Source organism: Streptomyces sp. B8-7, assembly GCF_058833805.1.
This window is the reverse complement of record NZ_JBYRRL010000001.1, coordinates 603,953-628,883: the sequence shown is the minus strand read 5'-3', so window position 1 is coordinate 628,883 and position 24,931 is coordinate 603,953. Positions and strand designations below refer to the sequence as shown.

At 73.0% G+C, this 24,931-nt stretch carries 22 protein-coding genes; 9 read left to right on the top strand and 13 right to left on the bottom strand.

Translation table 11 applies throughout. The features are described from left to right. Window positions 1–122: 122 nt before the first annotated feature. Together AC5K6T_RS02695 and AC5K6T_RS02690 are read right to left on the bottom strand one after the other, a co-directional pair. Window positions 123–350 carry a chaplin gene (locus tag AC5K6T_RS02695; RefSeq protein WP_493205258.1) on the bottom strand — a complete coding sequence of 76 codons (228 nt, stop codon included), beginning with the start codon at window positions 348–350 and terminating at the stop codon, window positions 123–125. A 305-nt stretch (window positions 351–655) separates the two neighbouring features. Further along, entirely contained in the window at window positions 656–1,069 is a 414-nt protein-coding gene (locus AC5K6T_RS02690) for a rodlin (protein ID WP_493205256.1), read from the bottom strand. Between the two features lie 291 nt (window positions 1,070–1,360). On the opposite strand from AC5K6T_RS02690, the gene AC5K6T_RS02685 reads away from it, so the two are divergent. After that, window positions 1,361–1,759, top strand: coding sequence for a rodlin (locus AC5K6T_RS02685; protein ID WP_493205254.1), 399 nt, complete (start codon window positions 1,361–1,363; stop codon window positions 1,757–1,759). Window positions 1,760–2,200: 441 nt separating this feature from the next. Further along, entirely contained in the window at window positions 2,201–2,596 is a 396-nt protein-coding gene (locus tag AC5K6T_RS02680) for a rodlin (protein WP_493205252.1), read from the top strand. A 179-nt stretch (window positions 2,597–2,775) separates the two neighbouring features. Here the strand turns inward: AC5K6T_RS02680 and AC5K6T_RS02675 are convergent, their stop codons facing one another. From AC5K6T_RS02675 to iolC, 6 genes are all read right to left on the bottom strand, one after another. Continuing rightward, a complete protein-coding gene (locus tag AC5K6T_RS02675; protein WP_493205250.1) occupies window positions 2,776–3,630 on the bottom strand; it encodes an ABC transporter permease in 855 nt (284 codons plus the stop codon). Continuing rightward, window positions 3,627–6,281 carry an alpha/beta fold hydrolase gene (locus AC5K6T_RS02670; RefSeq protein WP_493205248.1) on the bottom strand — a complete coding sequence of 885 codons (2,655 nt, stop codon included), beginning with the start codon at window positions 6,279–6,281 and terminating at the stop codon, window positions 3,627–3,629. The genes AC5K6T_RS02675 and AC5K6T_RS02670 overlap by 4 nt, the downstream gene beginning before the upstream one ends. A gap of 382 nt (window positions 6,282–6,663) precedes the next feature. Continuing rightward, window positions 6,664–8,166, bottom strand: a complete 1,503-nt coding sequence (gene mmsA / locus AC5K6T_RS02665; RefSeq protein WP_493205246.1) for a CoA-acylating methylmalonate-semialdehyde dehydrogenase — start codon at window positions 8,164–8,166, stop codon at window positions 6,664–6,666. Between the two features lie 14 nt (window positions 8,167–8,180). Next, window positions 8,181–10,058 (bottom strand): 3D-(3,5/4)-trihydroxycyclohexane-1,2-dione acylhydrolase (decyclizing), encoded by a 1,878-nt coding sequence (iolD, locus tag AC5K6T_RS02660; RefSeq protein WP_493205244.1) that lies wholly within the window; start codon window positions 10,056–10,058, stop codon window positions 8,181–8,183. Beyond that, the gene (gene iolB / locus AC5K6T_RS02655; RefSeq protein WP_493205242.1) at window positions 10,055–10,867 is read right to left on the bottom strand and encodes a 5-deoxy-glucuronate isomerase; all 813 of its coding nucleotides are present in this window, start codon (window positions 10,865–10,867) and stop codon (window positions 10,055–10,057) included. Before iolB ends, iolD begins: the two co-directional genes overlap by 4 nt. Window positions 10,868–11,186: 319 nt before the next feature. Further along, the gene (gene iolC, locus AC5K6T_RS02650; protein WP_493205240.1) at window positions 11,187–12,137 is read right to left on the bottom strand and encodes a 5-dehydro-2-deoxygluconokinase; all 951 of its coding nucleotides are present in this window, start codon (window positions 12,135–12,137) and stop codon (window positions 11,187–11,189) included. Between the two features lie 339 nt (window positions 12,138–12,476). On the opposite strand from iolC, the gene AC5K6T_RS02645 reads away from it, so the two are divergent. The 4 genes from AC5K6T_RS02645 to AC5K6T_RS02630 all read left to right on the top strand — a co-directional run bounded on the left by AC5K6T_RS02645 (window position 12,477) and on the right by AC5K6T_RS02630 (window position 15,275). Then, on the top strand, window positions 12,477–13,406 hold the full coding sequence (locus tag AC5K6T_RS02645) for a sugar phosphate isomerase/epimerase family protein (protein ID WP_493205238.1): 930 nt from the start codon (window positions 12,477–12,479) through the stop codon (window positions 13,404–13,406). A gap of 259 nt (window positions 13,407–13,665) precedes the next feature. Next, window positions 13,666–13,866, top strand: coding sequence for a helix-turn-helix transcriptional regulator (locus AC5K6T_RS02640; protein ID WP_234847426.1), 201 nt, complete (start codon window positions 13,666–13,668; stop codon window positions 13,864–13,866). Between the two features lie 164 nt (window positions 13,867–14,030). Further along, the gene (locus tag AC5K6T_RS02635) at window positions 14,031–14,978 is read left to right on the top strand and encodes a PrsW family intramembrane metalloprotease (protein ID WP_493205235.1); all 948 of its coding nucleotides are present in this window, start codon (window positions 14,031–14,033) and stop codon (window positions 14,976–14,978) included. A gap of 66 nt (window positions 14,979–15,044) precedes the next feature. Next, complete coding sequence (locus AC5K6T_RS02630) at window positions 15,045–15,275, top strand: heavy-metal-associated domain-containing protein (protein ID WP_493205233.1); 231 nt, start codon at window positions 15,045–15,047, stop codon at window positions 15,273–15,275. 984 nt (window positions 15,276–16,259) lie between these two features. On the opposite strand, the gene AC5K6T_RS02625 is transcribed toward AC5K6T_RS02630, so the two are convergent. The 4 genes from AC5K6T_RS02625 to AC5K6T_RS02610 form a co-directional block, all read right to left on the bottom strand. Beyond that, entirely contained in the window at window positions 16,260–17,549 is a 1,290-nt protein-coding gene (locus AC5K6T_RS02625; RefSeq protein WP_493205232.1) for a citrate synthase, read from the bottom strand. A 365-nt stretch (window positions 17,550–17,914) separates the two neighbouring features. After that, the gene (gene recD2, locus AC5K6T_RS02620) at window positions 17,915–20,170 is read right to left on the bottom strand and encodes an SF1B family DNA helicase RecD2 (protein ID WP_493205230.1); all 2,256 of its coding nucleotides are present in this window, start codon (window positions 20,168–20,170) and stop codon (window positions 17,915–17,917) included. Window positions 20,171–20,199: 29 nt separating this feature from the next. Next, complete coding sequence (locus tag AC5K6T_RS02615; protein WP_493205228.1) at window positions 20,200–20,394, bottom strand: DUF397 domain-containing protein; 195 nt, start codon at window positions 20,392–20,394, stop codon at window positions 20,200–20,202. A gap of 8 nt (window positions 20,395–20,402) precedes the next feature. Next, a complete protein-coding gene (locus AC5K6T_RS02610; RefSeq protein ID WP_493205226.1) occupies window positions 20,403–21,233 on the bottom strand; it encodes a helix-turn-helix domain-containing protein in 831 nt (276 codons plus the stop codon). 241 nt (window positions 21,234–21,474) lie between these two features. On the opposite strand from AC5K6T_RS02610, the gene AC5K6T_RS02605 reads away from it, so the two are divergent. Then, on the top strand, window positions 21,475–21,885 hold the full coding sequence (locus AC5K6T_RS02605) for an ATP-binding protein (RefSeq protein ID WP_493205224.1): 411 nt from the start codon (window positions 21,475–21,477) through the stop codon (window positions 21,883–21,885). Window positions 21,886–21,990: 105 nt separating this feature from the next. On the opposite strand, the gene AC5K6T_RS02600 is transcribed toward AC5K6T_RS02605, so the two are convergent. Beyond that, window positions 21,991–22,503 (bottom strand): DinB family protein, encoded by a 513-nt coding sequence (locus tag AC5K6T_RS02600; RefSeq protein ID WP_493207304.1) that lies wholly within the window; start codon window positions 22,501–22,503, stop codon window positions 21,991–21,993. Window positions 22,504–22,958: 455 nt separating this feature from the next. Between AC5K6T_RS02600 and AC5K6T_RS02595 the strand changes: the two genes are divergently transcribed. Then, window positions 22,959–24,077, top strand: a complete 1,119-nt coding sequence (locus tag AC5K6T_RS02595; protein ID WP_493207302.1) for a helix-turn-helix domain-containing protein — start codon at window positions 22,959–22,961, stop codon at window positions 24,075–24,077. 342 nt (window positions 24,078–24,419) lie between these two features. Further along, on the top strand, window positions 24,420–24,809 hold the full coding sequence (locus AC5K6T_RS02590) for an effector-associated constant component EACC1 (RefSeq protein ID WP_493205222.1): 390 nt from the start codon (window positions 24,420–24,422) through the stop codon (window positions 24,807–24,809). The last annotated feature ends 122 nt before the right edge of the window (window positions 24,810–24,931 follow it).

Genomic DNA, 24,931 nt, shown 5'->3' with positions numbered 1-24,931 from the left:
TTCGCACTCTCGTCGTCTTCCTGCTTGATGAGATGGGAAAGGCCGGCCCCGGAACGGTGTTGAGGAACGGTCCGAGGCCGGCCGTGTGCGCGGCCGCGCGGGTTACGTCACGACCCGAGAGGTCAGTCGTTGACGCAGATGTTGCCGAACGCCGGGTTCAGCGCCGCGAGGACGTTCACGGAGTTGCCGCAGACGTTGATCGGGACGTGGACCGGGATCTGGATGACGTTGCCGGAGAGGACACCCGGGGAGCCGATGGCGGCGCCCGCGGCGTCGGCGTCGGCGAAGGCCGGAGCGGCGGCGCCGAGGGCCAGGATCGCGCCCGCGACGAGGGCAGCGGTCTTCTTCATGGACTTTCCCTTCTTCTGCGGTCATGCCGTGTTGTCGGCCGAAGCCGAGCGGACCCAACAGGGAGGTCCGCACCATGACCGGCAGGCTGTAGAACGAGGGATAGACAGCTGAAGAAACTCATGAACGCGAGTCGCGGGGGAATTCACTCAAACGCCTTCGACCCTGCGCATTCGGGCGTCAGCAGGAGAGGAAACGCTTCGCCTGAGTGGCGGACATACGGTCGGTCATACGTTTACCGAAGCCGGTGGCGCGGTTCGGGGCGGTGTGCGAAACACCGTGCGCCCGAACCGCGCCTGACGGCGATTCAGCCGTTCTTCACCCCGTTGCCGGACAGCGCCGAGATGTCGCTGACGATGTGCGACAGCGGCTCGTCGCCCTTGGCCTGGGTGGAGTTCTCGGCGCACTGCTGGTTCTGCTTGGCCGACAGGACGTTGATGTCCTGGGCGGTGACCGGGACCAGCACACCGACCAGGGAACCGGCGTTCACCTTGACCGGGATGCCGGCGCAGAGCTTGTTGGCGGAGCCCTGCACCAGGGTGGCCTGCGGGCTCATGGAGCCCTTGGTCACCGAGTTGCCGAACGCCGACTTGGCGTCGTTGCCGCTGGCGGACTTGGTGCCGTCGCCGTCACCGATGGCAAGCGCCTGGGGGGCGGCCGCCGCCGACGCGCCCACGACGGACGCGGCGACCGCCGCCGCGGCCATTGCCTTCTTCAGCATTTCGCTTCCTTTCCTGCCCCACCACGCGGGATTCCTGACCCGCCACGCGGGTTCCTGCTGACCCATCAAGCGGGTGCCTGCTCCCGCATCAACCCGGTGCGGCCGGATTGGTTGCGGCCTTTCACCCGTAAGGACCGCTCCCCGGACGCGTTTTCAGGGAAGGCACCCCGTGCCCCCGGCAACAGAGCCGAGAGCATGCGCCATTCGAGTGAATGGGGGCAACCAAGCGGGACGGAGACAGGTTGATCAGGGCACTCCGGTGGACGGGGTTTCTCCAGAAGGGACTAGCAAGTGATCAAGAAGGTTCTGGCCATCGCCGCGGTCGCCGCTTCCGTAGCCGGTGCCGCCTCGCCGGCCATGGCCATCGGCAACGACGACGGCACCCACTCCGCCAGCGGCAACGGTGCCATGCAGTCGTTCGGCAACTCGGCCACCTACGGCAACATGAGCCCGCAGATGGCGCTCATCCAGGGCTCGCTGAACAAGCCCTGCATCGGCCTGCCGGCGAAGGTCAACGCCGGCTCCCTGGTCGGCCTGGTGCCGATCACGGTCCAGGACATCAACGTCCTGTCCTCCCCGCAGAACCAGCAGTGCGTCGAGAACTCCACCCAGGCCAAGGGCGACGAGCCGCTGTCGCACATCCTGGACGACATCTCGGTGCTCGCGGGCAACGGCGCCGGCAACCACTGAGCCGTCCGTACCGGACGGTCGGGCTCCGAACGCTGAGCCCTGGGGCGGCACCTCGCCGCCCCGGCCCACGGGCCGCCGAGTCTCTCGGCGGCCCGTTCGTCATGCCCGGGGCCGGGTCCCGCGGGGCCGCCCGCCCGCTCCCCGACCCGCGGGTGGCTCCTACGACGGGCGCGGGGCGGGCTCGGGACGGGCGCGGGACGGGCGCGGGGCGGGCATGGCACGGGCGGGGCATGACACGGGACGGGCGTGGGGCGGGGCGGGCCCGAGGCGGGCGAGGAGCGGGTGAGGGGGTGCGGGGGTGCGGGGAGGCACCCGGGGGCGCTCATCGCATGATCCGAATGCGCTGCGCCGATCGGGTCCCTCCCCGCAACCCGGGCCGCCTTCATGCCGTTGACGATCACGCAACTCCCCACCGGAGTCCGCTTCTCGAAGGGAAAGATCATGAAGAAGCTGTGGGCAACCGCGGCTGTCGCCGCTTCCGTCGTCGGCGCCGCCTCCCCCGCCATGGCCATCGGTGACGGCGACGGCACCCACTCCGCCAGCGGCAACGGTGCCATGCAGGAGTTCGGCAACTCGGCCACGTTCGGCGACATGAGCCCGCAGCTCTCGCTGGTCCAGGGTTCGCTGAACAAGCCCTGCATCGGCCTGCCGGCCAAGCTCAACCTCGGCTCCCTCGTCGGCGCCGTGCCGATCACCGTCCAGGACATCAACGTCCTGTCGGCGCCGCAGAACCAGCAGTGCGTCGAGAACTCCACCCAGGCCAAGGGCGACGAGCCGCTGTCGCACATCCTGGACGACATCTCGGCCCTGTCGGGCAACGGCGTCAGCAACGGCTGAGCCGGCCTCCCGCACCCCCGCGACGGCGGGCCCCCGGTTCCGGCCGGCGGCCCGCCGTCGTGCGTTCCCCCGGGGCGGGCCTCACGCCCCGGGGCTCGTTGCGCTAGGGCGTGTTTCGAAAGTCCCGCCTGCCTGGCGGCCTGCCCTTCGGGCAGACGACGCTACTTTCGAAACACGCCCTAGGAGACGATGTCCTTGCGCGCGAAGCCGCGGAAGGCGAGCGCGAACAGCACCAGCGCGTACGTGACCGACAGCGCGGCCCCCTGGATCATGCCGGACCACTCCGGGTGGGGCTGGAGGGCGTCGGCCCAGGCGAACTGCCAGTGCGCGGGCAGGAAGTCGCGCCAGTCGCCGAGGGCGGTCACCGCGTCCAGCACGTTGCCGACGATGGTCAGGCCGACCGCGCCGCCGACCGCGCCGAGCGGGGCGTCGGTCCGGGTGGACAGCCAGAACGCGAGCCCCGCGGTGACCAGCTGGGACACGAACAGGTAGCCGACGACCACCACGAGGCGGCCGGTGGCGGTACCCGGTTCGAGGGCGCCTCCGGTGGGGATCTGCAGCGGCCCCCAGCCGTAGGCGGCGGTACCGACGGCGAGGGCGACGACCGGCAGCAGCACCATCGCGGCGAGGCTGGTGGCCAGCCCGACGGCCAGCTTGGACCACAGCAGGCGGGCCCGCGGCACCGGGGCGGCGAGCAGGTAGCGCAGGGAGGACCAGCCGGCCTCCGAGGCGACGGTGTCGCCGCAGAACAGGGCGACGGGGATGACGAGCAGGAACCCGGCGGACACGAACAGGTTGACGGCGGCGAAGTTGGCACCGGAGGCGGTGGCCGTGTCCAGCAGGGTGACCCGGCCGTCCCGGGCGTCGGGTTCGCCGCCGATGGCGAAGGCGGCGACCAGCACGAACGGCAGCGCGGCGAGGATCACGGCCATGACCGCGGTGCGGCGGCGCCGCAGCTGGCGGGCGAGTTCCACGCGCAGCGGCAGGGTGCGGCCCGCCCGGTAGCCGGGGGCGGCCTCGGTGAGGGTGCTCATGCGGTCCCTCCGATCAGGGTGAGGAAGGCGTCCTCCAGGCGGCGGTGCGGGCCGACGGAGGTCACGGGCACGTCCAGCCGGACGAGTTCGGTGACCAGGTGCTGCGGGGTGGAGCCGGCGGCGAGGCGGACCAGCAGGCCCTGCTCGGTGCGGGTGGCGGCGGCGACGCCGGGCAGCGCGGCCACCTTCTCGACGACGGCGTCCGCGACCGGCGCGGGCGTGCCGACCAGCAGCGTGTCGCCGTTGCCGGTGATCTCGCCGACCGGGCCGGCCTGCACCAGCCGGCCGCGGTCCATCACCACGAGGTGGGTGCAGGACTGCTCGACCTCGGCCAGCAGATGGCTGGAGACGATCACGGTGCGGCCGGCGGCGGCGTAGCGGATCATCACCTCGCGCATCTCGCGGATCTGGGGCGGGTCGAGGCCGTTGGTCGGCTCGTCCAGGATCAGCAGGTCGGGCAGGCCGAGCATGGCCTGGGCGAGGGCGAGGCGCTGGCGCATGCCCTGGGAGTAGGTGCGGACCGCGCGGGCGAGCGCGTCGCCGAGCCCGGCGATCTCCAGGGCCTCCGCCAGGTGGGCGTCCCCGGGCGGCCGGCCGGTGGCCCGCCAGTAGAGCTCCAGGTTCTCCCGGCCGGACAGGTGGGGCAGGAAGCCGGCGCCCTCCACGAACGCGCCGACCCGGGACAGCACGGGCGCGCCGGGCCGGACGGCGTGGCCGAACACGCGGATCTCGCCCTGGTCGGGCCCGATCAGGCCCATCAGCATGCGCAGGGTGGTCGTCTTGCCGGCGCCGTTCGGCCCGAGCAGGCCGAGCACCTGGCCCTGTTCCACCCGGAAGGACAGGTCACGGACGCTGTAGCGGTCGCCCTTGGCGTACTTCTTGCTGAGGTCCGTGATCTGGAGCGGTACGGCGGCGAGCGCCGGGTCGGGGGCGGGGGCGGCGGTGCGGCGGCGGGAGAGGACCGGCAGGGCAAGGGCGGCGGCGGCCGCGGCGGCGGGCAGCCACCACACCCAGCCGGGCAGCGGCGCGGCCGCGGTGCGCACCCCGGGCGCGGTCGGCACGGACAGCGGGCTCTTCACGGCGACGGTGTAGGTGGCGGGGGCCGCCGGGGAGGCGTAGCCGAGGTCGGTGGCGGCGACGGTCAGGCGCAGCCGGTGGCCCTTGTCGAACTCGTGGTCCACGGCGGGCAGGGTGAGGGTGACGTCCTTGCCGCCGCGGGCGTCCTCGACGCGCACCGGCGTGACGAGCTGGGCGGGCAGTACCTGGCCGGTGCCGTCCGGGCCGACGTCGTACACCTTGGCGAACAGGACGGCGTCGGCGCTGCTGGAGCCGACGTGCACGGTGACGGTGGGCGTGCCGGTGACCCGCAGCGCCGACGTCAGGGGCGCGGAGTCGAAGCGGGCGTGCTGGCCGGGGAAGTCGAGGGAGACGCCGACGCCGAGGGAGGACAGCTGGGCGAGGCCGCCGCCGGCGCCGAGGCCGGGCAGCGCGGACACGGCGGGCGGGCTGCCCCCGGCGGGGTTGGCGAAGGTCTGCTCCCGGCCGGTCAGCGCGATCCCGCGCGGGTCGGCGCGCAGGCCCGGGTAGCTGCCGGCGCTCGCGCCGCGCAGCTGGGCGGTGCCGTCGGTGGAGTCGACTCCTCCGGTGCGGGTGACGCGGAAGGCGGGGCCGGTGTCGGTGGCACGGTCGTCCTTGAGGTGGCGGTCGAACCAGGCCGTGACCCGGTCCCGGATCCGGTCCTCCTCCAGGTCGCCGCCGTCGTGGCCGCCCGCGATCCAGTCGACGGCGACGGGTGCGCCGTTGGCGCGGATCGCCCGTGCGGCGGCGTCGGCCTGGCCGAGCGGGAACAGCGAGTCGGTCTGGCCCTGCACCAGCAGGGTGGGCACCTTGACGCGTCCGGCGACGGCGGCCGGGGAGCGGGTCCGCAGGAGCTCGCGGGCGGCGGCGTCGGGCGTGCCGGTGCGGGCGACCCGTTCGTACATCGCGCACAGCCGGGGCTCGAAGGCCTGGCAGCCGCCGCCGGAGGTCACGAACACGCCCGCCCACAGCTTCTTGAACACGCCGCCGGGGAACAGGGCGTCGGCGAGGTTCCAGTAGGTGACGGCCGGGGCGACGGCGTCCACCCGGTCGTCGTGCCCGGCGGCCAGCAGGGCGACCGCGCCGCCGTAGGAGGCCCCGGCGACGCCGACCCGTGGGTCGCCCGGCGCGTCCAGCCGGACCTGAGGGCGGGCGGCGAGCCAGTCGATCAGCCGGGAGACGTCGGTGACCTCGCCGGCGGGGTCGTTCAGCCCGATCTTCCCGGTGGAGGCGCCGAAGCCGCGTGCCGACCAGGTCAGCACGGCGTACCCGTCGCGGGCGAGGTCCTCGGCCTGCCCGCGGACGTCGTCCTTGCTGCCGCCGAAGCCGTGCGCCAGCAGCACCGCGGGGCGGCGGCCGGACGCCCCGGACGTGAAGTACGAGGTGTCGAGCCGCACTCCGCCCGCCATGGTCATGACCTGGTCGGTACGGTGCACGCGGGGCGGGTCGCCGGCGGCGGCCGAGGCCGCCGTCCAGGTGCCGGCCCCGGCGAGCACGGCGAGGGCCGCCACGGCGGCCGCGGGCCGGCGCAGCACGCGCGGCGGTTCGCGCCGGCGCAGCCGTCGAAGATCCATGCCGCCCACGGTACGGGGCCCGGGCGACGCCCCGGAACAGCCCGCGGACGGAGCCGCCCCCCTCCCCCGGACGTACGGCGGCGGCTCCCCCGTACCGCGCCCGCGGTACGAGGGCACCTGACGCGGGACCGGAGCGCGCCCGGCAACCGCCCCGGGCGGCGGGCCCGGTGTCGCGCCCGGTGCCGCGCCCGCACCACGGCCCGCACCACGGCCCGCACCACGGCCCGGCGTCGGTCCCGGGGATGCCCGGCGGGGCGGCGTTCCCCGGCGGGGGGCGGTACGGGCGGTACGCGACGGCGCCCCGCCGCCTCCTCCGGGGCGGGAGGGGGTGCGGGGGCGCTGCCGGCGGCTGCCGCCGTCGCCGGCCGTTGCCGACGGGGGGTCAGTGGTTGCGGGGGAAGCCCAGGTCGACGCCCGCCGGGGCATCGGAGGGGTCCGGCCAGCGGGTGGTGACGACCTTGCCGCGGGTGTAGAAGTGCGTGCCGTCGTTGCCGTAGATGTGGTGGTCGCCGAAGAGGGAGTCCTTCCAGCCGCCGAAGGAGTGGTAGCCGACGGGCACCGGGATCGGCACGTTCACACCGACCATGCCCGCCTCGATCTCCAGCTGGAAGCGGCGGGCGGCGCCGCCGTCGCGGGTGAACACCGCGGTGCCGTTGCCGAACGGCGAGGCGTTGATCAGGGCCACGCCCTCCTCGTAGGTGTCCACGCGCAGCACGCACAGCACCGGGCCGAAGATCTCGTCCTGGTAGGCCCTGGCGCCGGTGGGCACCTTGTCCAGCAGGGAGATGCCGATCCAGTGGCCGTCCTCGAAGCCGTCGACGGTGTAGCCGGTGCCGTCGAGCACCACCTCGGCGCCCTCGGCGGCCGCGCCCTCGACGTAGGCGGCGACCTTGTCGCGGTGGGCGGCGGTGATGAGGGGGCCCATCTCGGAGGCCGGGTCGTCGCCGGGACCGATCTTGATCTTCTCGGCGCGCTCGCGGATCTTCTCCACCAGCGTGTCGCCGATGGAGCCCACCGCGACGACGGCGGAGATGGCCATGCAGCGTTCGCCGGCCGAGCCGTACGCCGCGGACACCGCCGCGTCGGCGGCCGCGTCGAGGTCGGCGTCGGGCAGCACCAGCATGTGGTTCTTCGCGCCGCCGAGCGCCTGCACGCGCTTGCCGTTGGCGGAGGCCGTGGTGTGGATGTGGCGGGCGATGGGGGTCGAGCCGACGAACGACACGGCCTTGACGTCCGGGTGCTCCAGGAGGCGGTCGACGGCCACCCTGTCGCCGTGCACCACGTTGAACACGCCGTCGGGCAGGCCCGCCTCGGTGAGCAGCTCGGCGATGCGGACCGCGGCGGAGGGGTCCTTCTCGGACGGCTTCAGCACGAACGTGTTGCCGCACGCGATGGCGATCGGGAACATCCACATCGGGACCATCGCCGGGAAGTTGAACGGCGTGATGCCCGCGACGACGCCGAGCGGCTGGCGGATCGCGGCCACGTCGACCCGGTTGGCGACCTGGGTGGACAGCTCGCCCTTCAGCTGCACCGTGATGCCGCAGGCCAGGTCGACGATCTCCAGGCCGCGGGCGACCTCGCCCAGCGCGTCGGAGTGCACCTTGCCGTGCTCGGCGGTGATCAGCTCGGCGATCTCGTCGCGGTGGGCGTCCAGCAGGGCGCGGAACCGGAACAGGATGGTCGTGCGCTGCGCGAGGGAGGACTGCCCCCAGGTCGCGAAGGCCTCCTTGGCGGTGGCGACCGCCGTGTCGACCTCGCCGGCGGTGGCGAAGGCGACCTTGGTGGTGACCTGGCCGGTGGCCGGGTCGGTGACCGGGCCGAAGCTGCCTGACGCGCCTTCGACGGTGCGGCCGCCGATCCAGTGGTTGACGATCTTCGTCATGCCCAGTTGCTCCTTCACAGATGGCGGCGTCGGGTCGAGACGTGCCGGTCGTACTCCTCGCGGGCCGCGACCGCCGACGCTCGGGTCGCGGTCTCGGCCACAGGAACATCCCACCAGGCCTGCGCGGGCGGCGCGCCCGACACTGTGTCTGCCGTTTCGGTCTCGACGTAGACACATGTGGGAGTGTCCGCGGCGCGCGCCTCGGCGAGGGCCGCCCTCAGCTCGGCGACCGTGGCGGCGCGCAGCACCCGCATGCCGAGGCTGGCGGCGTTGGCGGCCAGGTCGACGGGGAGCGGCGCCCCGCGGTAGGTGCCGTCGGCGGCCCGGAAGCGGTAGTCGGTGCCGAACCGCTCGGCGCCCACCGCCTCCGACAGGCCGCCGATGGAGGCGTAGCCGTGGTTCTGCACCAGTACGATCTTGACGGCGATGCCCTCCTGCACCGCGGTGACGATCTCCGTGGGCATCATCAGATACGTGCCGTCGCCGACCAGCGCCCACACCGGGCGCCGGGGCGCGGCCGTCTTCACCCCGATGGCGGCGGGGATCTCGTAGCCCATGCACGAGTACCCGTACTCCACGTGGTACTGGTCGCGGGACCGGGCGCGCCACAGTCTGTGCAGGTCGCCGGGGAGGGACCCGGCCGCGTTGACGATGATGTCGGTGGCGTCGACGACGGCGTCGAGCGCGCCGAGGACCTGCGCCTGGGTGGGGCGCGCGGTGGGGTCGGGGGCGGCGAGGCAGGCGTCGACGCGGCGCTCCCAGTCGGCCCGGCCGGCGGTGTACTCGGCGCGGTAGGCGTCGGTGACGCGGTGGGCGTGCATGACGAGGGCCTCGGTGAGTTCCTCCAGGCCGCTGCGGGCGTCGGCGATCAGGGTGCGCCCGGCCATCTTGTGCCCGTCGTAGGGGGCGATGTTGAGGTTGAGGAAGCGGACGCCGTCGCCGGTGAACAGGGTCGCGGAGGCGGTGGTGAAGTCGGTGTAGCGGGTGCCGACGCCGATGACGAGGTCGGCGGTGCGGGCCAGCCGGTCGGCGACCGCGCTGCCGGTGTGGCCGATGCCGCCGACGTCCTGGGGGTGGCCGTGGGGCAGGGAGCCCTTGCCGGACTGGGTGGCGGCGACGGGGATGCCGGTGGCCCGCGCGAACTCGGCGAGGGCGTCCTCGGCGCGGCTGTGGCGGACGCCGCCGCCGGCGACCAGCAGGGGCCTGCGGGCGCCGAGCACCGCGCGGACGGCCTCGGCCTGTTCGGCGGGGTCGGGGCCGGGCCGCCGTACCGTCCAGGTCCGTTCGGTGAAGAAGTCCTCCGGCCAGTCGTACGCCTCGGCCTGTACGTCCTGCGGCAGGGCGAGGGTGACCGCGCCCGTCGCGGCGGGGTCGGTGAGCACGCGGGCCGCCTGCAGCGCGGCGGGGATCAGGGCCTCGGGCCGGTGTACGCGGTCGAAGTACCGGGACACCGGGCGCAGGCAGTCGTTGACGGAGACGTCGCCCGCGTACGGCACCTCCAGCTGCTGCAGGACGGGGTCGGCGGGGCGGGTGGCGAAGGTGTCGCCGGGCAGCAGCAGCACCGGCAGGTGGTTGACGGTGGCGAGGGCGGCGCCGGTGACGAGGTTGGTGGCGCCGGGGCCGATGGAGGTGGTCACGGCGTGGGCGGAGAGCCGGCCGCGCTGGCGGGCGTAGCCGACGGCGGCGTGCACCATGGCCTGTTCGTTGCGGCCCTGGTGGAAGGGCATGGCGTCGGCGTGCTCGACCAGGGCCTGGCCGACGCCGGCGACGTTGCCGTGGCCGAAGATGCCCCAGGTGGCGGCGATCAGCCGGTGGCGTTCGCCGTCGCGTTCGGTGTACTGGGCGGCGAGGAAGCGGACGAGTGCCTGTGCGACGGTGAGCCTGACGGTCATCGGTACCCCTGGGTGTGGTCCGGGTGGAAGCAGATCCGCCACTCCCGGGTGGCGCCCGGCCCGGCCATGACGTTGAGGTAGTACAGGGCGTGGCCGGGCTGGGCGACGGACGGGCCGTGCCAGCCGTCGGGGACCAGGACGGCGTCGCCGGAGCGGACCTCGGCGAGCACGTCGGCGCCGCCCTCCCGGGAGGGCGACACGCGCTGGTAGCCGTAGCCGTGCGGGCCGTCGACCTCGAAGTAGTAGATCTCCTCCAGCTCCGACTCCAGGCCGGGCCGGTGCTCGTCGTGCTTGTGCGGCGGGTACGAGGACCAGTTGCCGCCGGGGGTGACGACCTCGACGGCGATGAGCCGGTCGCACGCGAAGGTGTCGGCGGCGGCGAAGTTGCGGACCTCGCGGGCCGAGGTGCCGCTGCCGCGCTGTTCGACGGGTACCTCCGGCGCGGGGCCGTGGCGGGCGGGGAGTCGTCGCTCGCACTTCGCTCCTGCCAGGGCGAAGCGGCCTCCCGCGCCGGAGGCGATCTGCACCCGGGCGTCGCGGGGAACGTACGCGAAGTCGGTGACCGACGCGAACACGCTGTCCCTGCCCAGGAGTCGGACGACCCCGTCGGTGGTGCGGACGGTGCAGCCGCCGCTGAGCGGCAGCACGATCCATTCGCTGTCCCCGGTGTCGAAGGCGTGCGTGTCGCCCGCGGCCAGTTCCAGCACCCGCAGGCTGCTGTGGGTCCAGCCGGCCCGCTCGGGGTCGATGTCGACGCTGTAGGCGCCGTGTCCGGTCGTCCCCCGGGGGATGTGGAGTTCCCTGCTCATGTCGTTGCTCATACGGCCCTCACAGCGGTCCTGCGGCGGTGTCCCCGGGGGACGACCGGGGGACGGGTGACGGAGCCGGTCGCCAGATCGTCGCGCGGCCGCCCTTCGGGGGCGCGACGGCAGATGAACGGCCCGGCGAACACGGGGAGTCGGCGGGCACCCGGCCCGCCACCGGCGGGACCCGCCGCCGGCGACGTCCCGGTACCGCCCGGGGCGGCGCCCTCGGAGTGCGCCCCCGGCGCGCACAGCAGGCCGGTACGCGCCCGCGTGCTCCCGCCCCCGCCCCGCCCGAGGTGGCCCCGGCCCGGCCCGGCGCGCCTCATCGGACCGCCCCTCGGCTCAGGGCGGCCTCCACCTCGGCGGCGGTCGGCATGGCGGAGGAGCACTCCAGGCGGGAGGCGACGATGGCGCCCGCCGCGTTGGCGTGGCGCAGGGTGCGCTCCAGGTCCCAGCCGGCCAGCAGACCGTGGCAGAGGGAGCCGCCGAAGGCGTCTCCGGCGCCGAGGCCGTTGAGGACGGTCACCGGCAGCGGCGGCACCTCGGCGCTCTCGCCGTCGGCGGCCACCGCGAGCACGCCCTTGGGTCCCTGCTTGACCACGGCGAGCCGGACGCCCGCACCGAGCAGCGCCCGTGCGGCCGCGTGCGGCTCCCGCCGCCCGGTGGCCACCTCGACCTCGTCGAGGTTCCCGACGGCGACGGTGGCGTGCCGCAGGGCCTCCGCGTAGTGGGGGCGGGCGGCGCCGGGGTCGCGCCAGAACACGGGCCGCCAGTCGAGGTCGAACACGGTGGTGCCGGACTTCGCGCGGTGGGCGAGCGCGTCGAGGGTCGCGGTCCGGCTCGGCTCCTCGCTCAGCCCGGTGCCCGTCACCCAGAAGACGCCGGCCGCGCGGACGGCGTCCAGGTCGAGTCCGGCGGTGTCGATCTCCAGGTCGGGGGCCTTGGGCCGCCGGTAGAAGTACAGCGGGAAGTCGTCGGGCGGGAACACCTCGCAGAAGGTGACCGGGGTGGGCAGCCCGGCCACGGGTGTCACCCACCGCTCGTCCACGCCGAACTCCCGGAGCGTGTCGCGCAGATAGCCGCCGAAGGGGTCGTCACCGGTACGGCTGATCAGCGCGGTGCGGCGGCCCAGGCGGGCCGCGGCGACGGCGACGTTGGCCGCGGAGCCGCCGAGGAACTTGCCGAAGGACGTCACCCGCGCCAGTGGGACGCCCGTCTGCAGCGGATAGAGGTCCACGCCGATCCGCCCCATGGTGATCAGCTCGTACGCCATCGCCTTCCCTTCCCACCGCCGGCCGGCCTCGGGGAGGGTCCTCCCCGCCGGTCCGGACCGACCCTGCCGATACGGACCGCCCGTCGGATGCGGACCATCCGACAGGCGCGCGGGCGCCCTCGCCTCCCGCCTCTCCTCCCGCCCCGCCTTCCCGCATCACCCTTCCCGCATCGCCCTTCCCGTCTTCGTGCCGTCCCGGGCGTCCCGGGCGTCCCGGGCGTCCCGGGCGTCCGTCCCGTCCCCGCTGTCCTGCCCATCCTGCCCGCCCGCACGCCCCCTTGTCCGGACATTCGGACCAGTGCTTGACACTCCGTTCCGGGCGACCCCAGGCTGGCGGCCATGACGTCGACGACGCCCGCGCGGTCGCCCTCCCCCTCACTGTCCCGCATCCGCATCGGTTCGGCTCCCGACTCCTGGGGCGTGTGGTTCCCGGACGACCCCCGGCAGGTGCCCTGGCCGCGGTTCCTCGACGAGGTCGCCGAGGCCGGGTACGAGTGGATCGAACTGGGACCGTACGGGTACCTGCCCACCGACCCGGGCGTACTCGCCGAGGAGACGGCGAAACGGGGCCTGAAGGTGTCCGCCGGGACCGTGTTCACCGGCCTGCACCACGGCCCGGCCGTGTGGGACCGCACCTGGGCGCACGTCGCCGAGAACGCGGCGCTGGCCCGGGCCGTGGGCGCCCGGCACCTGGTGGTCATCCCCTCCTTCTGGCGGGACGACAGGACCGGCGAGGTGCGCGAGCCGGACACGCTCACCCCCGCGCAGTGGCGCGATCTCACCTCGCTGACCGAGCGCCTGGGTCGCGAGGTGCGCGAACGCTACGGCCTGACCGCCGTGGTCCACCCGCACGCCGACACCCACATCGACAGCGCCCGGAACGTCGCCCGCTTCCTCGACGGCACGGACCCCGACCTGGTCTCGCTCTGCCTGGACACCGGCCACTACGCCTACTGCGGCGGCGACAGCGTCGAGCTGATCGAGACCTACGGCGAGCGCATCGGCTACCTGCACCTCAAGCAGGTCGACCCGGAGATCCTCGCCGAGGTGCGGGAGCGGGGCACGCCGTTCGGACCGGCCGTCGCCCGGGGCGTCATGTGCGAGCCGCCGGGCGGAGTGCCCGAGCTGGGCCCCGTACTGGAGGCCGCCCGGCGGCTGGACGCCGACCTGTTCGCCATCGTCGAGCAGGACATGTACCCCTGCGCCCCCGACCGGCCGCTGCCCATCGCCCGCCGCACCCGGGCGTTCCTGAGGTCCTGCGGGGCGTAGCACCCCCTCCGCGCGCTGTCGCGCGGTTTCCCGGCCCCTCCGCTCGCCCCTTCGCATCACTTCTGTCACGAACACCACCGTCCTGTCACACATGTCCCGTGTACGCACGCCGCTCGTCACACTCGGTTCACAACCGCTCCCCCTCTGTCACCTCGGGTCGTTCACGGGGCACAGGCTTGATGATCGCCAGCACCGCGCCCCGGCTCCCCCGACGGCCGCCCCCGGCCGCGCCGCGGCGCACCGCAGGGAGGTGCGACTCATGACCGACCGACGGCTGTGGTCCTACAAGGAGATCGCGGCGCACATCCGGGTCCAGCCGGACACCGTGCGCTCCTACCGCAAGCACGGGCTGCTGCCGCCGCCCGACCACGTGGAGGGCGGCAAGCCGTACTGGTACGCCGACACGGTCCGCGCCTGGGTCGCCTCCCGGCCGGGGAACCGGGGCCGCCGCGCCGACTGACCTCACGGACATCCGCATCCGCGCCGTGCCCCGCCGCCGAGGCGGGGCACGGCGCGGCGCCCGGGCCGGTCACACACCGCAGTGGATCTGCGACAACGGGACACTCCACATAAAGTGCGGACAAACCGCTCCGCCCGAGCTCCAGGAGTACGAGGGGACCCGCAGTGACCCACTCCCAGCCGCCCGGTACGCCGCGCGCCCGCATCCCCGGCCCCCAGCCCCCTCCGGACGACCTCCGGCTGCGCGGCGGGCTGTGGCGGCGCTGCCTGTGGTGCGGGCCGGCCCTGTGGGTGCTGACGGCGCTGGCGACGTACACGACGCGGAACACCGCGCTGCTGCCGACGCTGATCCTGCTGGGCAGCTTCCTGATGCCGGTGGTCTTCGTGCTGTGGGCGTACGAGCGGCACGGCCGGGACCTGGGCACGGGCACGGTCCTGGGCTGCTTCCTGACCGGCGGCGTCCTCGGCGTGCTGGGCGCGTCGCTGATGGAGTACCACCTGCTGCACCCGTCCCCGGCGGTGTTCGCCGGCGTGGGGCTGGTCGAGGAGGCCGCGAAGCTGGGCGCGCTGGCGTTCGTGCTGCGCTCCCGGCCGCGCCTCCGCGGGACGCGCGCGGGGCTGGTGCTGGGCGGGGCCGTCGGCTTCGGGTTCGCGGCCCTGGCGAGCGCGGGCCACGCCTTCCACGCCGCCGTGTCCCCGGCGGGGGCGGATCCGAGGGCCCTGCTGGAGACGGAGATCCTGCGCGGGATGCTGACGCCCTTCGGGCACGGGCTGTGGACGGCCGTGGCCGGCGGGGTGCTGCTGGCGCACCGTCGCCCCGACGGCCGCTTCCGCCTGTCGGCGCCGGTGCTCGGCACCCTTCTCGGCGTCTCGCTGCTGCACGCCCTGTGGGACTCGACGCACGGGATCGCGCTGTGGCTGGTGGCGCGCCTGACCGGCATCGGGGCGCGGCCGGAGCTGTTCTCGCAAGGGTATCTGCCGCGGCCGACGGCGGCGCAGCAGCACATGTTCGCGGTGTTCTCGATCGGCGGACTGGTGTGCGTGGCCTTCCTCGGCGTGCTGTGGGTGCGGGCGCTGACACGCCGGGACCCTTCTTGGAGAGGTACCCCCTAGGGGTATAGAGTCGGAGTGTGCCGCGGGGGCCGCACCAGCCCCCACACCTCGACAAGGAGCAACGACATGACCGCCCAGACCGACACCGTCACCACCGTCTACCAGGTCAGCGGCATGAGCTGCGGACACTGCGAGGGCGCCGTCTCCGCCGAGATCTCCCAGCTCCCCGGCGTCACCTCGGTGAAGGCCGTCGCCGCCGGCGGCGAGGTCACGGTCGTCTCCGCCGCCCCCCTCGACGAGGAGGCCGTCCGTGCCGCCGTCGACGAGGCCGGCTTCGAACTCACCCCCCGCCCCTGACACCCCCGCCCCGCCCCCTCTCGACGCCCCTCACCCCTCGCCCCCTCGGGGCGACCGGCTTCCGGAGGATCGCGGCCGCCCACCCGCCCCCCGAGGCCTGCTTCCGGGGCCCCCACAGCCGGCCCGGTGGCCCGCTTCCTCCACACACCCCCGCCCTGGGGGCCCCGGGGGGCGCCCGGGGGGCGCCCGGGGGGGGGTGGCTGGATTCGGGGAATGGTGGGGGGGCTCTGGAGTCCGGGGCGGGCCTCACATAAGCTCTTCACAAGTCTCGCGCATCTTCCCTACGCTGGGGCATCGTTCGCCGAACGGACCTCTTGCGTACTCAATGGGACATTTGCAAGAGACGCAGATCACAGTGACGCGAACGTAACCATCGAAGGGGTTCGAAGGTCTAAGTTGGCGATGTCGGAAGGCGTCTTGGGGGGCGCCGACCGGCAGCTGGGGATGTCTTGGGGGACTTCCTCAGAGATTGCGTTGCCGGGGCACGCACACCGGGAAGCCTTGAGCGGCCCTCCCCGTGTGTGCGCTGTCCCGGCAGACCGCACCTACAAGAGCAGTGCGGGCGTACGCGCCTGCCCTGTACGACAGCGATTCAGGCGCTGTGTCCTCACAAGCGCCCGGCCGGATCCCGTGGGGGGAATCCGTACCGGGACATGGGAAGGCGCCCTGGTCGTCGGCCCGTGGGGGGACCGACGCACCGGGGCGCCTTCCGCTTCACCGGCCTTCGCCGGCCTTCGCCGCTCTACCGGCCCTCGCCGGCCTTCGCCGCTTCACCGGCCCTCGCCGCTCTACCGGCCTTCGCCGTCCTTGGCGCCGCCGCCGTCCCCGGTCGTTCGCGGTGGGGCGCCGCCGCCCCTGGTGCTCCCCGGTGGTGGTGCCGCCCCTGACGGTCGCCGGCGCCTGCCGTCGCCGCCCCCGGACACGGCGAGACCCCGCGCCGGGCGACCGGGCGGGGTCTGACGTGGTGGGGTCGGGGCGCGGAGGTCAGCGCTCCTCGACCGGGACGAAGTCGCGCTCGACGACGCCCGTGTAGATCTGGCGCGGGCGGCCGATGCGGGAACCCGGCTCCTTGATCATCTCGTGCCACTGGGCGATCCAGCCCGGCAGCCGGCCCAGGGCGAACAGCACCGTGAACATCTCGGTGGGGAACCCCATGGCCCGGTAGATCAGGCCGGTGTAGAAGTCGACGTTCGGGTAGAGGCTGCGCGAGACGAAGTAGTCGTCGGAGAGCGCGTGCTCCTCCAGCTTCAGCGCGATGTCGAGCAGCTCGTCGGACTTGCCGAGGGCCGACAGGACGTCGTGCGCGGCCGCCTTGATGATCTTGGCGCGGGGGTCGAAGTTCTTGTACACCCGGTGGCCGAAGCCCATCAGGCGGACGCCGTCCTCCTTGTTCTTCACCTTGCGGATGAAGGAGTCGACGTCGCCGCCGGAGTCGCGGATGCCCTCCAGCATCTCCAGCACGGACTGGTTGGCGCCGCCGTGCAGGGGCCCCCACAGGGCGTTGATGCCGGCCGAGATCGAGGCGAACATGTTCGCCTGCGAGGAACCGACCAGGCGGACGGTGGAGGTCGAGCAGTTCTGCTCGTGGTCCGCGTGCAGGATGAGAAGCTTGTCCAGGGCGGAGACGACGACCGGGTCGAGGTCGTACTCCTGGGCCGGGACCGAGAACGTCATGCGCAGGAAGTTCTCGACGTAGCCGAGGTCGTTGCGCGGGTAGACGAACGGGTGGCCCACGGACTTCTTGTAGGCGTACGCGGCGATCGTCGGAAGCTTGGCGAGCAGGCGGATGGTGGAGAGGTTGCGCTGCTGCTTGTCGAAGGGGTTGTGGCTGTCCTGGTAGAACGTGGACAGCGCGGAGACCACCGAGGACAGCATCGCCATCGGGTGCGCGTCGCGCGGGAAGCCCCGGTAGAAGTTCTTGACGTCCTCGTGCAGCAGGGTGTGCTGCGTGATGTCGTTCTTGAACACCGTGAGCTCGTCGACGGTCGGAAGCTCACCGTTGATCAGCAGGTAGGCCACCTCCAGGAAGGTGGACCGCTCGGCGAGCTGCTCGATCGGGTAGCCGCGGTAGCGCAGGATGCCCGACTCGCCGTCCAGGTAGGTGACGGCCGATTTGTAGGCGGCGGTGTTGCCGTAGCCGCTGTCCAGCGTCACGAGACCGGTCTGGGCGCGCAGCTTCCCGATGTCGAAGCCCTTGTCCCCGACGGTGCTGTCGATCACCGGGTAGGTGTACTCGCTGCCGTCGTACCGCAGTACTACAGAGTTGTCGCTCACGTCTTCCCTCACCGACGTAGTGCCTCATCTTCGAGGTGCCCTGACTGTCTCTACCATCCCCCATTTGGCTCAGGAGAGTGCACTCGGGGTCGACCATTGGGCTTATGGACGGCACTGAGTGCCGCCAACTTGCCCATCCTGCCCGGTTCACCGGGCGACGGGAAGTGCTCTGTGACCTTTACGACTCGTTTGATCGATCATTTTTTTCGCGGAGGCCCCGCCGGGCGTTCCGGGCGCTCCCGGGAGCCCGCGGGACGGCGCCGGGACCGCCTGTGCCGGGTCCGGTGTGGGCCGGGTCCGGCGTGGGCCGGGTCCGGCGTGGGCCGGGTCCGGTGTCGTGCACCGGTGCCGGCGTGGGCCGGGAGTCAGCCTCCCGCGAGCCGGAAGTCCAGTGCGGTGCAGCGCCGGCCGGCCGAGACGGTGCGCACCGCCTGGGCGATCGCCCGGCGTGAACCGACGAGGACGACCAGCTTCTTGGCCCGGGTGACCGCCGTGTACAGCAGGTTCCGCTGCAGCATCATCCATGCACCGGTCGTGACGGGGATCACCACGGCGGGATACTCACTGCCCTGCGAGCGGTGAATGGTCACGGCGTAGGCGTGGGCCAGTTCGTCCAGTTCGTCGAAGTCGTAGGGCACCTCCTCGTCCTCGTCCGTCAGCACCGTGAGGCGCTGGTCGACCGGATCGAGTGAGGTCACCACGCCCACGGTGCCGTTGAAGACACCGTTCGCCCCCTTGTCGTAATTGTTGCGGACCTGGGTGACCTTGTCGCCCACACGGAAGACGCGCCCGCCGAACCGCTTCTCGGGCAGGTCGGGCCGGCCGGGGGTGACGGCCTGCTGGAGCAGCCCGTTCAGCGTGCCCGCGCCGGCGGGGCCGCGGTGCATGGGCGCCAGGACCTGCACGTCCCGGCGGGGGTCCAGCCCGAACCGGGCCGGGATGCGGCGCGCGGCCACGTCGACGGTGAGCCGGCCGGCCTCCTCGGTGTCGTCCTCGACGAAGAGGAAGAAGTCCTTCATGCCGTCGGTGAGGGGGTGCCGCCCGGCGTTGATGCGGTGCGCGTTGGTGACCACCCCGGACTGCTGGGCCTGCCGGAACACCCGGGTGAGGCGGACGGCGGGGACCGGGCCGCCGTCGGCGAGGAGGTCCCGCAGCACCTCACCAGCGCCGACGCTGGGCAGCTGGTCGACGTCCCCGACGAAGAGGAGGTGCGCACCGGGCGGCACGGCCTTCACCAGCTTGTTGGCGAGCAGCAGGTCGAGCATGGACGCCTCGTCGACGACGACCAGGTCGGCGTCGAGCGGCCGGTCCCGGTCGTAGGCGGCGTCACCGCCGGGCTTGAGCTCCAGCAGGCGGTGCACCGTGGACGCCTCGGCTCCGGTCAGCTCGGCCAGCCGCTTGGCGGCCCGCCCGGTCGGCGCGGCCAGCAGCACCTTCGCCTGCTTGGCGCGGGCCAGCTCCACGACCGACCGCACGGTGAACGACTTGCCGCAGCCGGGCCCGCCGGTCAGCACCGCCACCCGCTCGCTCAGCGCCAGCCGTACGGCGGCCTCCTGCTCGGGCGCGAGCTCCGCCCCCGTACGGGTCCTCAGCCAGCCGAGCGCCTTGTCCCAGTCGACCGAGGCGAAGCCGGGCATGCGGTCCTCGTCGGTGCGCAGGAGCCGCAGCAGCTGGGCGGACAGCGACAGTTCGGCGCGGTGGAAGGGGACGAGGTAGACGGCGGTGACGGGCTCCCCGTCGGGGTCCGGGCCGGGCACCTTCTCGCGGACGACGCCGGGCTCCTCCCCGTCCGGGCCGGGCTCGGCGAGTTCGGCGAGGCACTCGATGACGAGGCCGGTGTCGACCTGGAGCAGCTTCACCGCGTCCGCGATGAGCCGCTCCTCCGGGAGGAAGCAGTTGCCCTGGTCGGCGGACTGCGACAGTGCGTACTGGAGTCCGGCCTTGACCCGCTCCGGGCTGTCGTGCGGGATGCCGACGGACCGGGCGATCTTGTCGGCGGTGAGGAAGCCGATGCCCCAGACGTCGGCGGCCAGGCGGTAGGGCCGCTCCTTGACGACCGAGATGGAGGCGTCCCCGTACTTCTTGTAGATCCGCACCGCGATCGACGTGGAGACCTCGACGGTCTGGAGGAAGAGCATGACCTCCTTGATCGCCTTCTGCTCCTCCCAGGCGTCGGCGATCTTCCTGGTGCGCTTGGGGCCGAGCCCGGGCACCTCGATGAGGCGCTTGGGCTCCTCCTCGATGACCCGCAGCGTGTCCAGCCCGAAGTGCTGGGTGATCCGGTCGGCGAAGACCGGCCCGATGCCCTTGACCAGGCCCGAGCCGAGGTAGCGGCGGATGCCCTGGACGGTGGCGGGCAGCAGGGTCGTGTAGTTCTCGACCAGGAACTGCTTGCCGTACTGGGGGTGCGACCCCCAGCGCCCCTCCATCCGCAGCGACTCCCCCACCTGGGCGCCCAGCAGCGCGCCGACGACCGTGAGCAGGTCGGCGGCGCCTCTGCCGGTGTCCACGCGCGCGACCGTGTAGCCGTTCTCCTCGTTCGCGTACGTGATCCTCTCCAGCACGCCTTCGAGCACGGCCGTGCGCCGCTCGCCGGAGGGGTTCGCGGTGTTCTGGGACATGGTCCGACGTTACCGGTGAGGTGTGACAGTCAGTGGGCCCGTCCCTCTTTGAGCGCCCGGAGGAAGGGGGCGAAGGCGGCCGGGCCGAAGGTCAGAGTGGCCGCCGCCGGGGCCTTGGAGTCGCGGACGCCGATGCGGGTGGGGGTCGTGGCGACCTCCACGCAGTCGTTGCCGTCGCCCTCCCCGGAGAAGGACGACTTCCGCCAGTTGTTAGATGCGAACATGCAGAGCCTCACAGTTCCTTCGCCAACTCATGGATGAAATCGCGCGACCGTGCCGGATCGAGGGATACCTCTTCCATCATATGGAAGCGCGTTCGGTAGGCATTGAGCGTTGCCTCAGCGTCCAGGAACAGCGAGCCGTGCGGGGCATCACGGATCACCGTGTCCAGCTTGCGCAAGGGGCCGCCCAGGTAGGTCATCGTCGCCGATGCCCTGGTGAAGCCGTCGAGGTCGAACGGAACCACCTTCAAGGTGATGTGGTCGGCCTCCGAGCGCTCAACGAGCCGCCTGAGTTGCGACCGAGCAGCTGCACGGTCTCCGGCTCTGATGCGGAGCGCCGCCTCGTGGATCACGACCTCGTACGGGAAGACGGCCTGCTGCCGCCTCAGCCGATGCTCAACCCGCAAGTCCACCTCGTCAGGGACGAGTTCCGGGATTCTCGACGAGAACACGGCACGGGCATAGGACTCCGTCTGCAACAGGCCGGGCACGTAGAGGATCGCGACCTCGTTCCGGAACCTGGCATGGTGCTCCAGCTCGGCCAGATCGAGGAACGAGTTCGGCAGTGAGCCGCGGAACTCCTCCCACCAGCCCCGCGTACGGTCGGTCGCCATGGCGACGAGGGCGTCGACGAACTCGGTGTCCGTGCAGGCGTAGTGGGAGGCCAGGCGGCGGAGCCGCTGTTCGCTCACTCCGGCAAGTCCGGACTCGATGTGGGTGATCTGGGTGGGGCTCACGCCGAGCAGCGCCGCGGCCTGGCGTGCGTTGAGGCCCGCCGCCTCGCGGAGTCTGCGCAGCTCTGTGGCCAGACGAAGCTGCCGTGCCGTTGGTTCGCGCCTCAAAGCCCTCGACCGCTCCTTGTCTCAACGCGCCCGCAGGCACGACTCGTTCGGATTCAGATTACGCGATCGGCTTGCAGTGTCTCTACATTTAGATCTACCGTCGGTGACGCGACGCACACATTCTGGCATTCCGGGGCGCCGGAAGCGCACCGCACCGTCCTGCCGCGGCGGCTGCGGCAGGACACCGGCGAGCCTCCTCTTCGACGCCTCTGACTCCCCTCCCTACGAACGGAGTTGACGCATGTCCGGAAGCGAACCGTGGGAGTACACCCTGTACATCCCGCACGACGTCCGAGCGGTCACCGTGAGCCGCAGGACGCTGCGGCTGATCCTCACCCTGCACGGCCTGATCGGGCTGGTGGACACCGCCGAGCTGCTGGCCGCGGAGCTGGTGGCCAACGCGGTGCGGCACACGAAGGGGCCGGCGGCGTTGCGGGTGGGGTGGGTGCCGCCGGGGACCCTGCGGATCGGGGCGTGGGACGCCGATCCCGAACCTCCCGAGCCGCCGGGGGCGTTGGCCGCGCTGGTGGAGGCGGAGGAGGGGCGGGGGCTGGCGCTGGTGCGGGCCTGTTCCGATCTGTGGGGGTGGCAGCCGCTGTCGCGGCACGGCAACCCCGGCAAGTACGTGTGGTGCGAGCTGGCCTCGGCCTGAGTCAGGGGCAGCCGGACGCGGACCCGGCCGGGCCACCGACCACAGCCGGGCCACCGACCACAGCCGGGCCACCGACGGTGGGCGGGGCTACCGACCACAGGTGGGCTACTGGCCGACCCTGCCGTCCACGCACTCGCGGAGCAGGTCGGCGTGGCCGCAGTGGCGGGCGTACTCCTCGACGCGGTGGACGAGGAGTTCCCGGATGACGACGTCCTCGCGGCCGACCCGCTCACCCAGGTCCGTGAAGCGCGCCAGTTCCGCGTCGGTCGCGGCCTGTTCGCGCTCCAGGTCGCGGAACGCGGCGTCCACGGCGGCCTGTTCGGCGACGGCACCGAGGAAGTCCGAGTCGCGCTCGCCGTAGAGCTTGGGCAGGGGGTCGCCGTCCGCGATCCAGTTGCGCCAGTCCCGTTCGACCTCGGCGAGGTGCCGGACGAGCCCGAGCAGCGACATCGTCGACGGCGGGACCGACCGGCGGGCGAGCTGCTCGGGGTCGAGGCCCTCGCACTTCAGGCGGAGCGTGAGGCGGTAGTTGACCAGGTAGTCCTGGAGGGTGGCCGACTCGCCCTCGGGACCGGGACCCTCCATGTTGCGGGGGTCGTCGTCGGGGTCGGCCCACATGTCGGGGTAGACGGTCGCCCGGGTCCACCGCTCGGGCTGCTCGCTGTGGTCGGACTGCTCGGACTGCTCGGACTGCTCGGACTGCTCGGACTGGCCGGGGCGTTCGGAGAGGTCGGTCATAGGCGGCATGCTCGGGGATCCAGGGCCGGGACGCCACCGAATTCCGGCTCCCCCCGCCGCCACGGCCACGCGCACCTCGCGGCGGCCCTTCCTGAACAGGCACAAGGGGCGTGCCCGGTCCGTCGGACCAGGGGCACGCCCCTTCGCTCTCCCTCCCCGTCAGGGTTCCGTGACATCCCCCCGGATCTCCCCCCAGGAACCCTGATGCCATGTACGACACACAGGGCACCGAAAGGGTTGCACCCGGACGGGATGAATTTTTCCCGCGGCTGCGGCATCCCTAGGATGTGGCGTGCTCAAGCAGGAGCCGTGCGTTACGCGTTGGGGGCGTGGCCATGCTGGTGAACGAGTACCGGACGGACGTCGTCCCGTCGCACGAGCGCTGGGACCTCTGGCAGGACATCGTGGCCCGGACGCATCTGCCGATCCTGCTGCGCAGCGGGCAGGACGCCGACTTCCGGGCGGTGATGCGGGTGCTGTCGCTGGGCGACGTACAGGTGGCGGACGTGTCGTTCCCCGACCTGGAGTCGGCGCGGACCCGCCGGGCGATCCAGCGCTTCGACCCCGAGGTGTACCAGATCAACTGCCAGTTCACGGGCACGGGCGGGGTCGCCCACCACGGGCGGCGGTCCTCGTTCGGGCCGGGCGACCTCGTGATCGTCGACAGCAGCACGCCGTACGAGGCCCGGCACACACCGCCGCCGGGGCGCCGGGAGGGCTGCTCGGGCAGGACGGGCGGGCCGGACCGTACCGGGGGCACGGGCGGGGCGGACGGGGCGAGTGGTGCCGACGGGGGCGGAGGCGGAGGCGACCGTCACGCCGGAAGCGGCACCGGCGCCGACACCGACACCGGCGCCGGAGTCAACGCGGTGTCCGTCGTCGTCACCGTGCCGAGGGCGCTGCTGCCGCTGCCGCCCCGGACGTTACGGCGGGCGCTGGCGGTGCCGATCCCGGTGGGCCGGGGCATGGGCGGGGCGCTGCACCGCTGGCTCGCCGATCTCACCGCCCGCGCCGACGAGTTCGGCCCCGGCGACGCGGCCACGCTGGGCGGGGTGACCACGGATCTGCTCACCTCGGTCCTCGGGCACGCGCTGGACGCGGAGGACACCATGAGCCCGGAGTCGCGGCGCCGGGCCCTGCACACCCGCACACTGGACTTCATCGACCGCAACCTGGGCGACCCGGCCCTGTCCCCCGCCACCGTCGCCGCCGCGCACGGGGTGTCCGTACGGCATCTGCACCAGGTGTTCGCGGAGGAGGGCGACACCCCGGCGGCCTGGATCCGGCACCGGAGGCTGGAGCACTGCCGGCGGGACCTCGCGGACCCGGGTCAGCGGTCCCGGCCGATCGCCGCGCTCGCCGCCCGCTGGGGCTTCCAGGATGCCGCCGCGTTCAGCCGCCAGTTCCGCCGGGCGTACGGCATGTCGCCGAGGGACTACCGGCACCGCCCCTGATTCACCCTCTGGTTCACCTGATGCGGCTTCACCTGACGCAGCTGCATCAGCCGGCTCGCGGCTCGATCGCCTCCGACCGCCGGCCCGGGGACCGTCGGCCCGGGGACCGTCGGCCGGGCACATTCCGTTTCCCCGTCGGCCGCACGCGGTCCGTGACGGAAGGAACGCGTGCAGAAATCGCCAAGATCCGTGCAGGCTCGGCCAACGAAGTACGGAGCCCGGCGTGGTCACCTTTTCCCTCCGCCCCCCTTCCTTCTCCGCACGGTCAGGGGGAAGCGGGGGGAAGTCGGTGTGCGGCGCGCCCGGAACACGGTCGGGGCACCGCACGCACCGTACGGGGTGATGGACATGCGTGTGGGGATCACCGTGGAGAGCCGGGCGACCGGTTCCGGTGTGCACGAACTGTGGCGGCGTCTCGCCACCGAACCCGCCCTGCGCGGCCGGGTCCGTACCGACGGCGCAGGCGTCCTGCCGACCGGAGCGCCCGACGCCCGGCCCCCGTCGCTGCTGGTGGTGCTCGAACCGGGGGCGGTCACCGAGGCGTTCGCCGGGAGCCTGGTCGCCTGGCTGGCGGCCCGCCGCGAGTGCACCGTGCACCTCACCCGGGCCGACGACACCCGGATCGTCCTCACCTCGGCGCTCGTACGGCGGTTCACCTTCCTGGAACGGGCGGCCTTCGTCCGCGACCTCGGCACGGTCCTGGAGGCGGCCGCCCGCGGCACGGGGTGCTGACCGACGGCCGGATCCGGCCGGGGGCCGGCCCGGCCCCCGCTCGCGTCGGGGCCTCCGTCCGCGTCGGCACAAAGGCGCCGTCCGTCGTGATGGGGGGCCGGCCCCTGGTCGTCGGACCGGCG

Coding starts and splice junctions, on each gene's coding strand:
- AC5K6T_RS02680 (WP_493205252.1), top strand. CDS start 2,201: ATGAAGAAGCTGTGGGCAACCGCGGCTGTCGCCGCTTCCGTCGTCGGC.
- AC5K6T_RS02670 (WP_493205248.1), bottom strand. CDS start 6,281: ATGGATCTTCGACGGCTGCGCCGGCGCGAACCGCCGCGCGTGCTGCGC.
- AC5K6T_RS02695 (WP_493205258.1), bottom strand. CDS start 350: ATGAAGAAGACCGCTGCCCTCGTCGCGGGCGCGATCCTGGCCCTCGGC.
- AC5K6T_RS02640 (WP_234847426.1), top strand. CDS start 13,666: ATGACCGACCGACGGCTGTGGTCCTACAAGGAGATCGCGGCGCACATC.
- AC5K6T_RS02630 (WP_493205233.1), top strand. CDS start 15,045: ATGACCGCCCAGACCGACACCGTCACCACCGTCTACCAGGTCAGCGGC.
- iolD (WP_493205244.1), bottom strand. CDS start 10,058: ATGACCGTCAGGCTCACCGTCGCACAGGCACTCGTCCGCTTCCTCGCC.
- iolC (WP_493205240.1), bottom strand. CDS start 12,137: ATGGCGTACGAGCTGATCACCATGGGGCGGATCGGCGTGGACCTCTAT.
- recD2 (WP_493205230.1), bottom strand. CDS start 20,170: ATGTCCCAGAACACCGCGAACCCCTCCGGCGAGCGGCGCACGGCCGTG.
- mmsA (WP_493205246.1), bottom strand. CDS start 8,166: ATGACGAAGATCGTCAACCACTGGATCGGCGGCCGCACCGTCGAAGGC.
- AC5K6T_RS02690 (WP_493205256.1), bottom strand. CDS start 1,069: ATGCTGAAGAAGGCAATGGCCGCGGCGGCGGTCGCCGCGTCCGTCGTG.
- iolB (WP_493205242.1), bottom strand. CDS start 10,867: ATGAGCAGGGAACTCCACATCCCCCGGGGGACGACCGGACACGGCGCC.
- AC5K6T_RS02590 (WP_493205222.1), top strand. CDS start 24,420: ATGGACATGCGTGTGGGGATCACCGTGGAGAGCCGGGCGACCGGTTCC.
- AC5K6T_RS02675 (WP_493205250.1), bottom strand. CDS start 3,630: ATGAGCACCCTCACCGAGGCCGCCCCCGGCTACCGGGCGGGCCGCACC.
- AC5K6T_RS02645 (WP_493205238.1), top strand. CDS start 12,477: ATGACGTCGACGACGCCCGCGCGGTCGCCCTCCCCCTCACTGTCCCGC.
- AC5K6T_RS02600 (WP_493207304.1), bottom strand. CDS start 22,503: ATGTGGGCCGACCCCGACGACGACCCCCGCAACATGGAGGGTCCCGGT.
- AC5K6T_RS02595 (WP_493207302.1), top strand. CDS start 22,959: ATGCTGGTGAACGAGTACCGGACGGACGTCGTCCCGTCGCACGAGCGC.
- AC5K6T_RS02615 (WP_493205228.1), bottom strand. CDS start 20,394: ATGTTCGCATCTAACAACTGGCGGAAGTCGTCCTTCTCCGGGGAGGGC.
- AC5K6T_RS02605 (WP_493205224.1), top strand. CDS start 21,475: ATGTCCGGAAGCGAACCGTGGGAGTACACCCTGTACATCCCGCACGAC.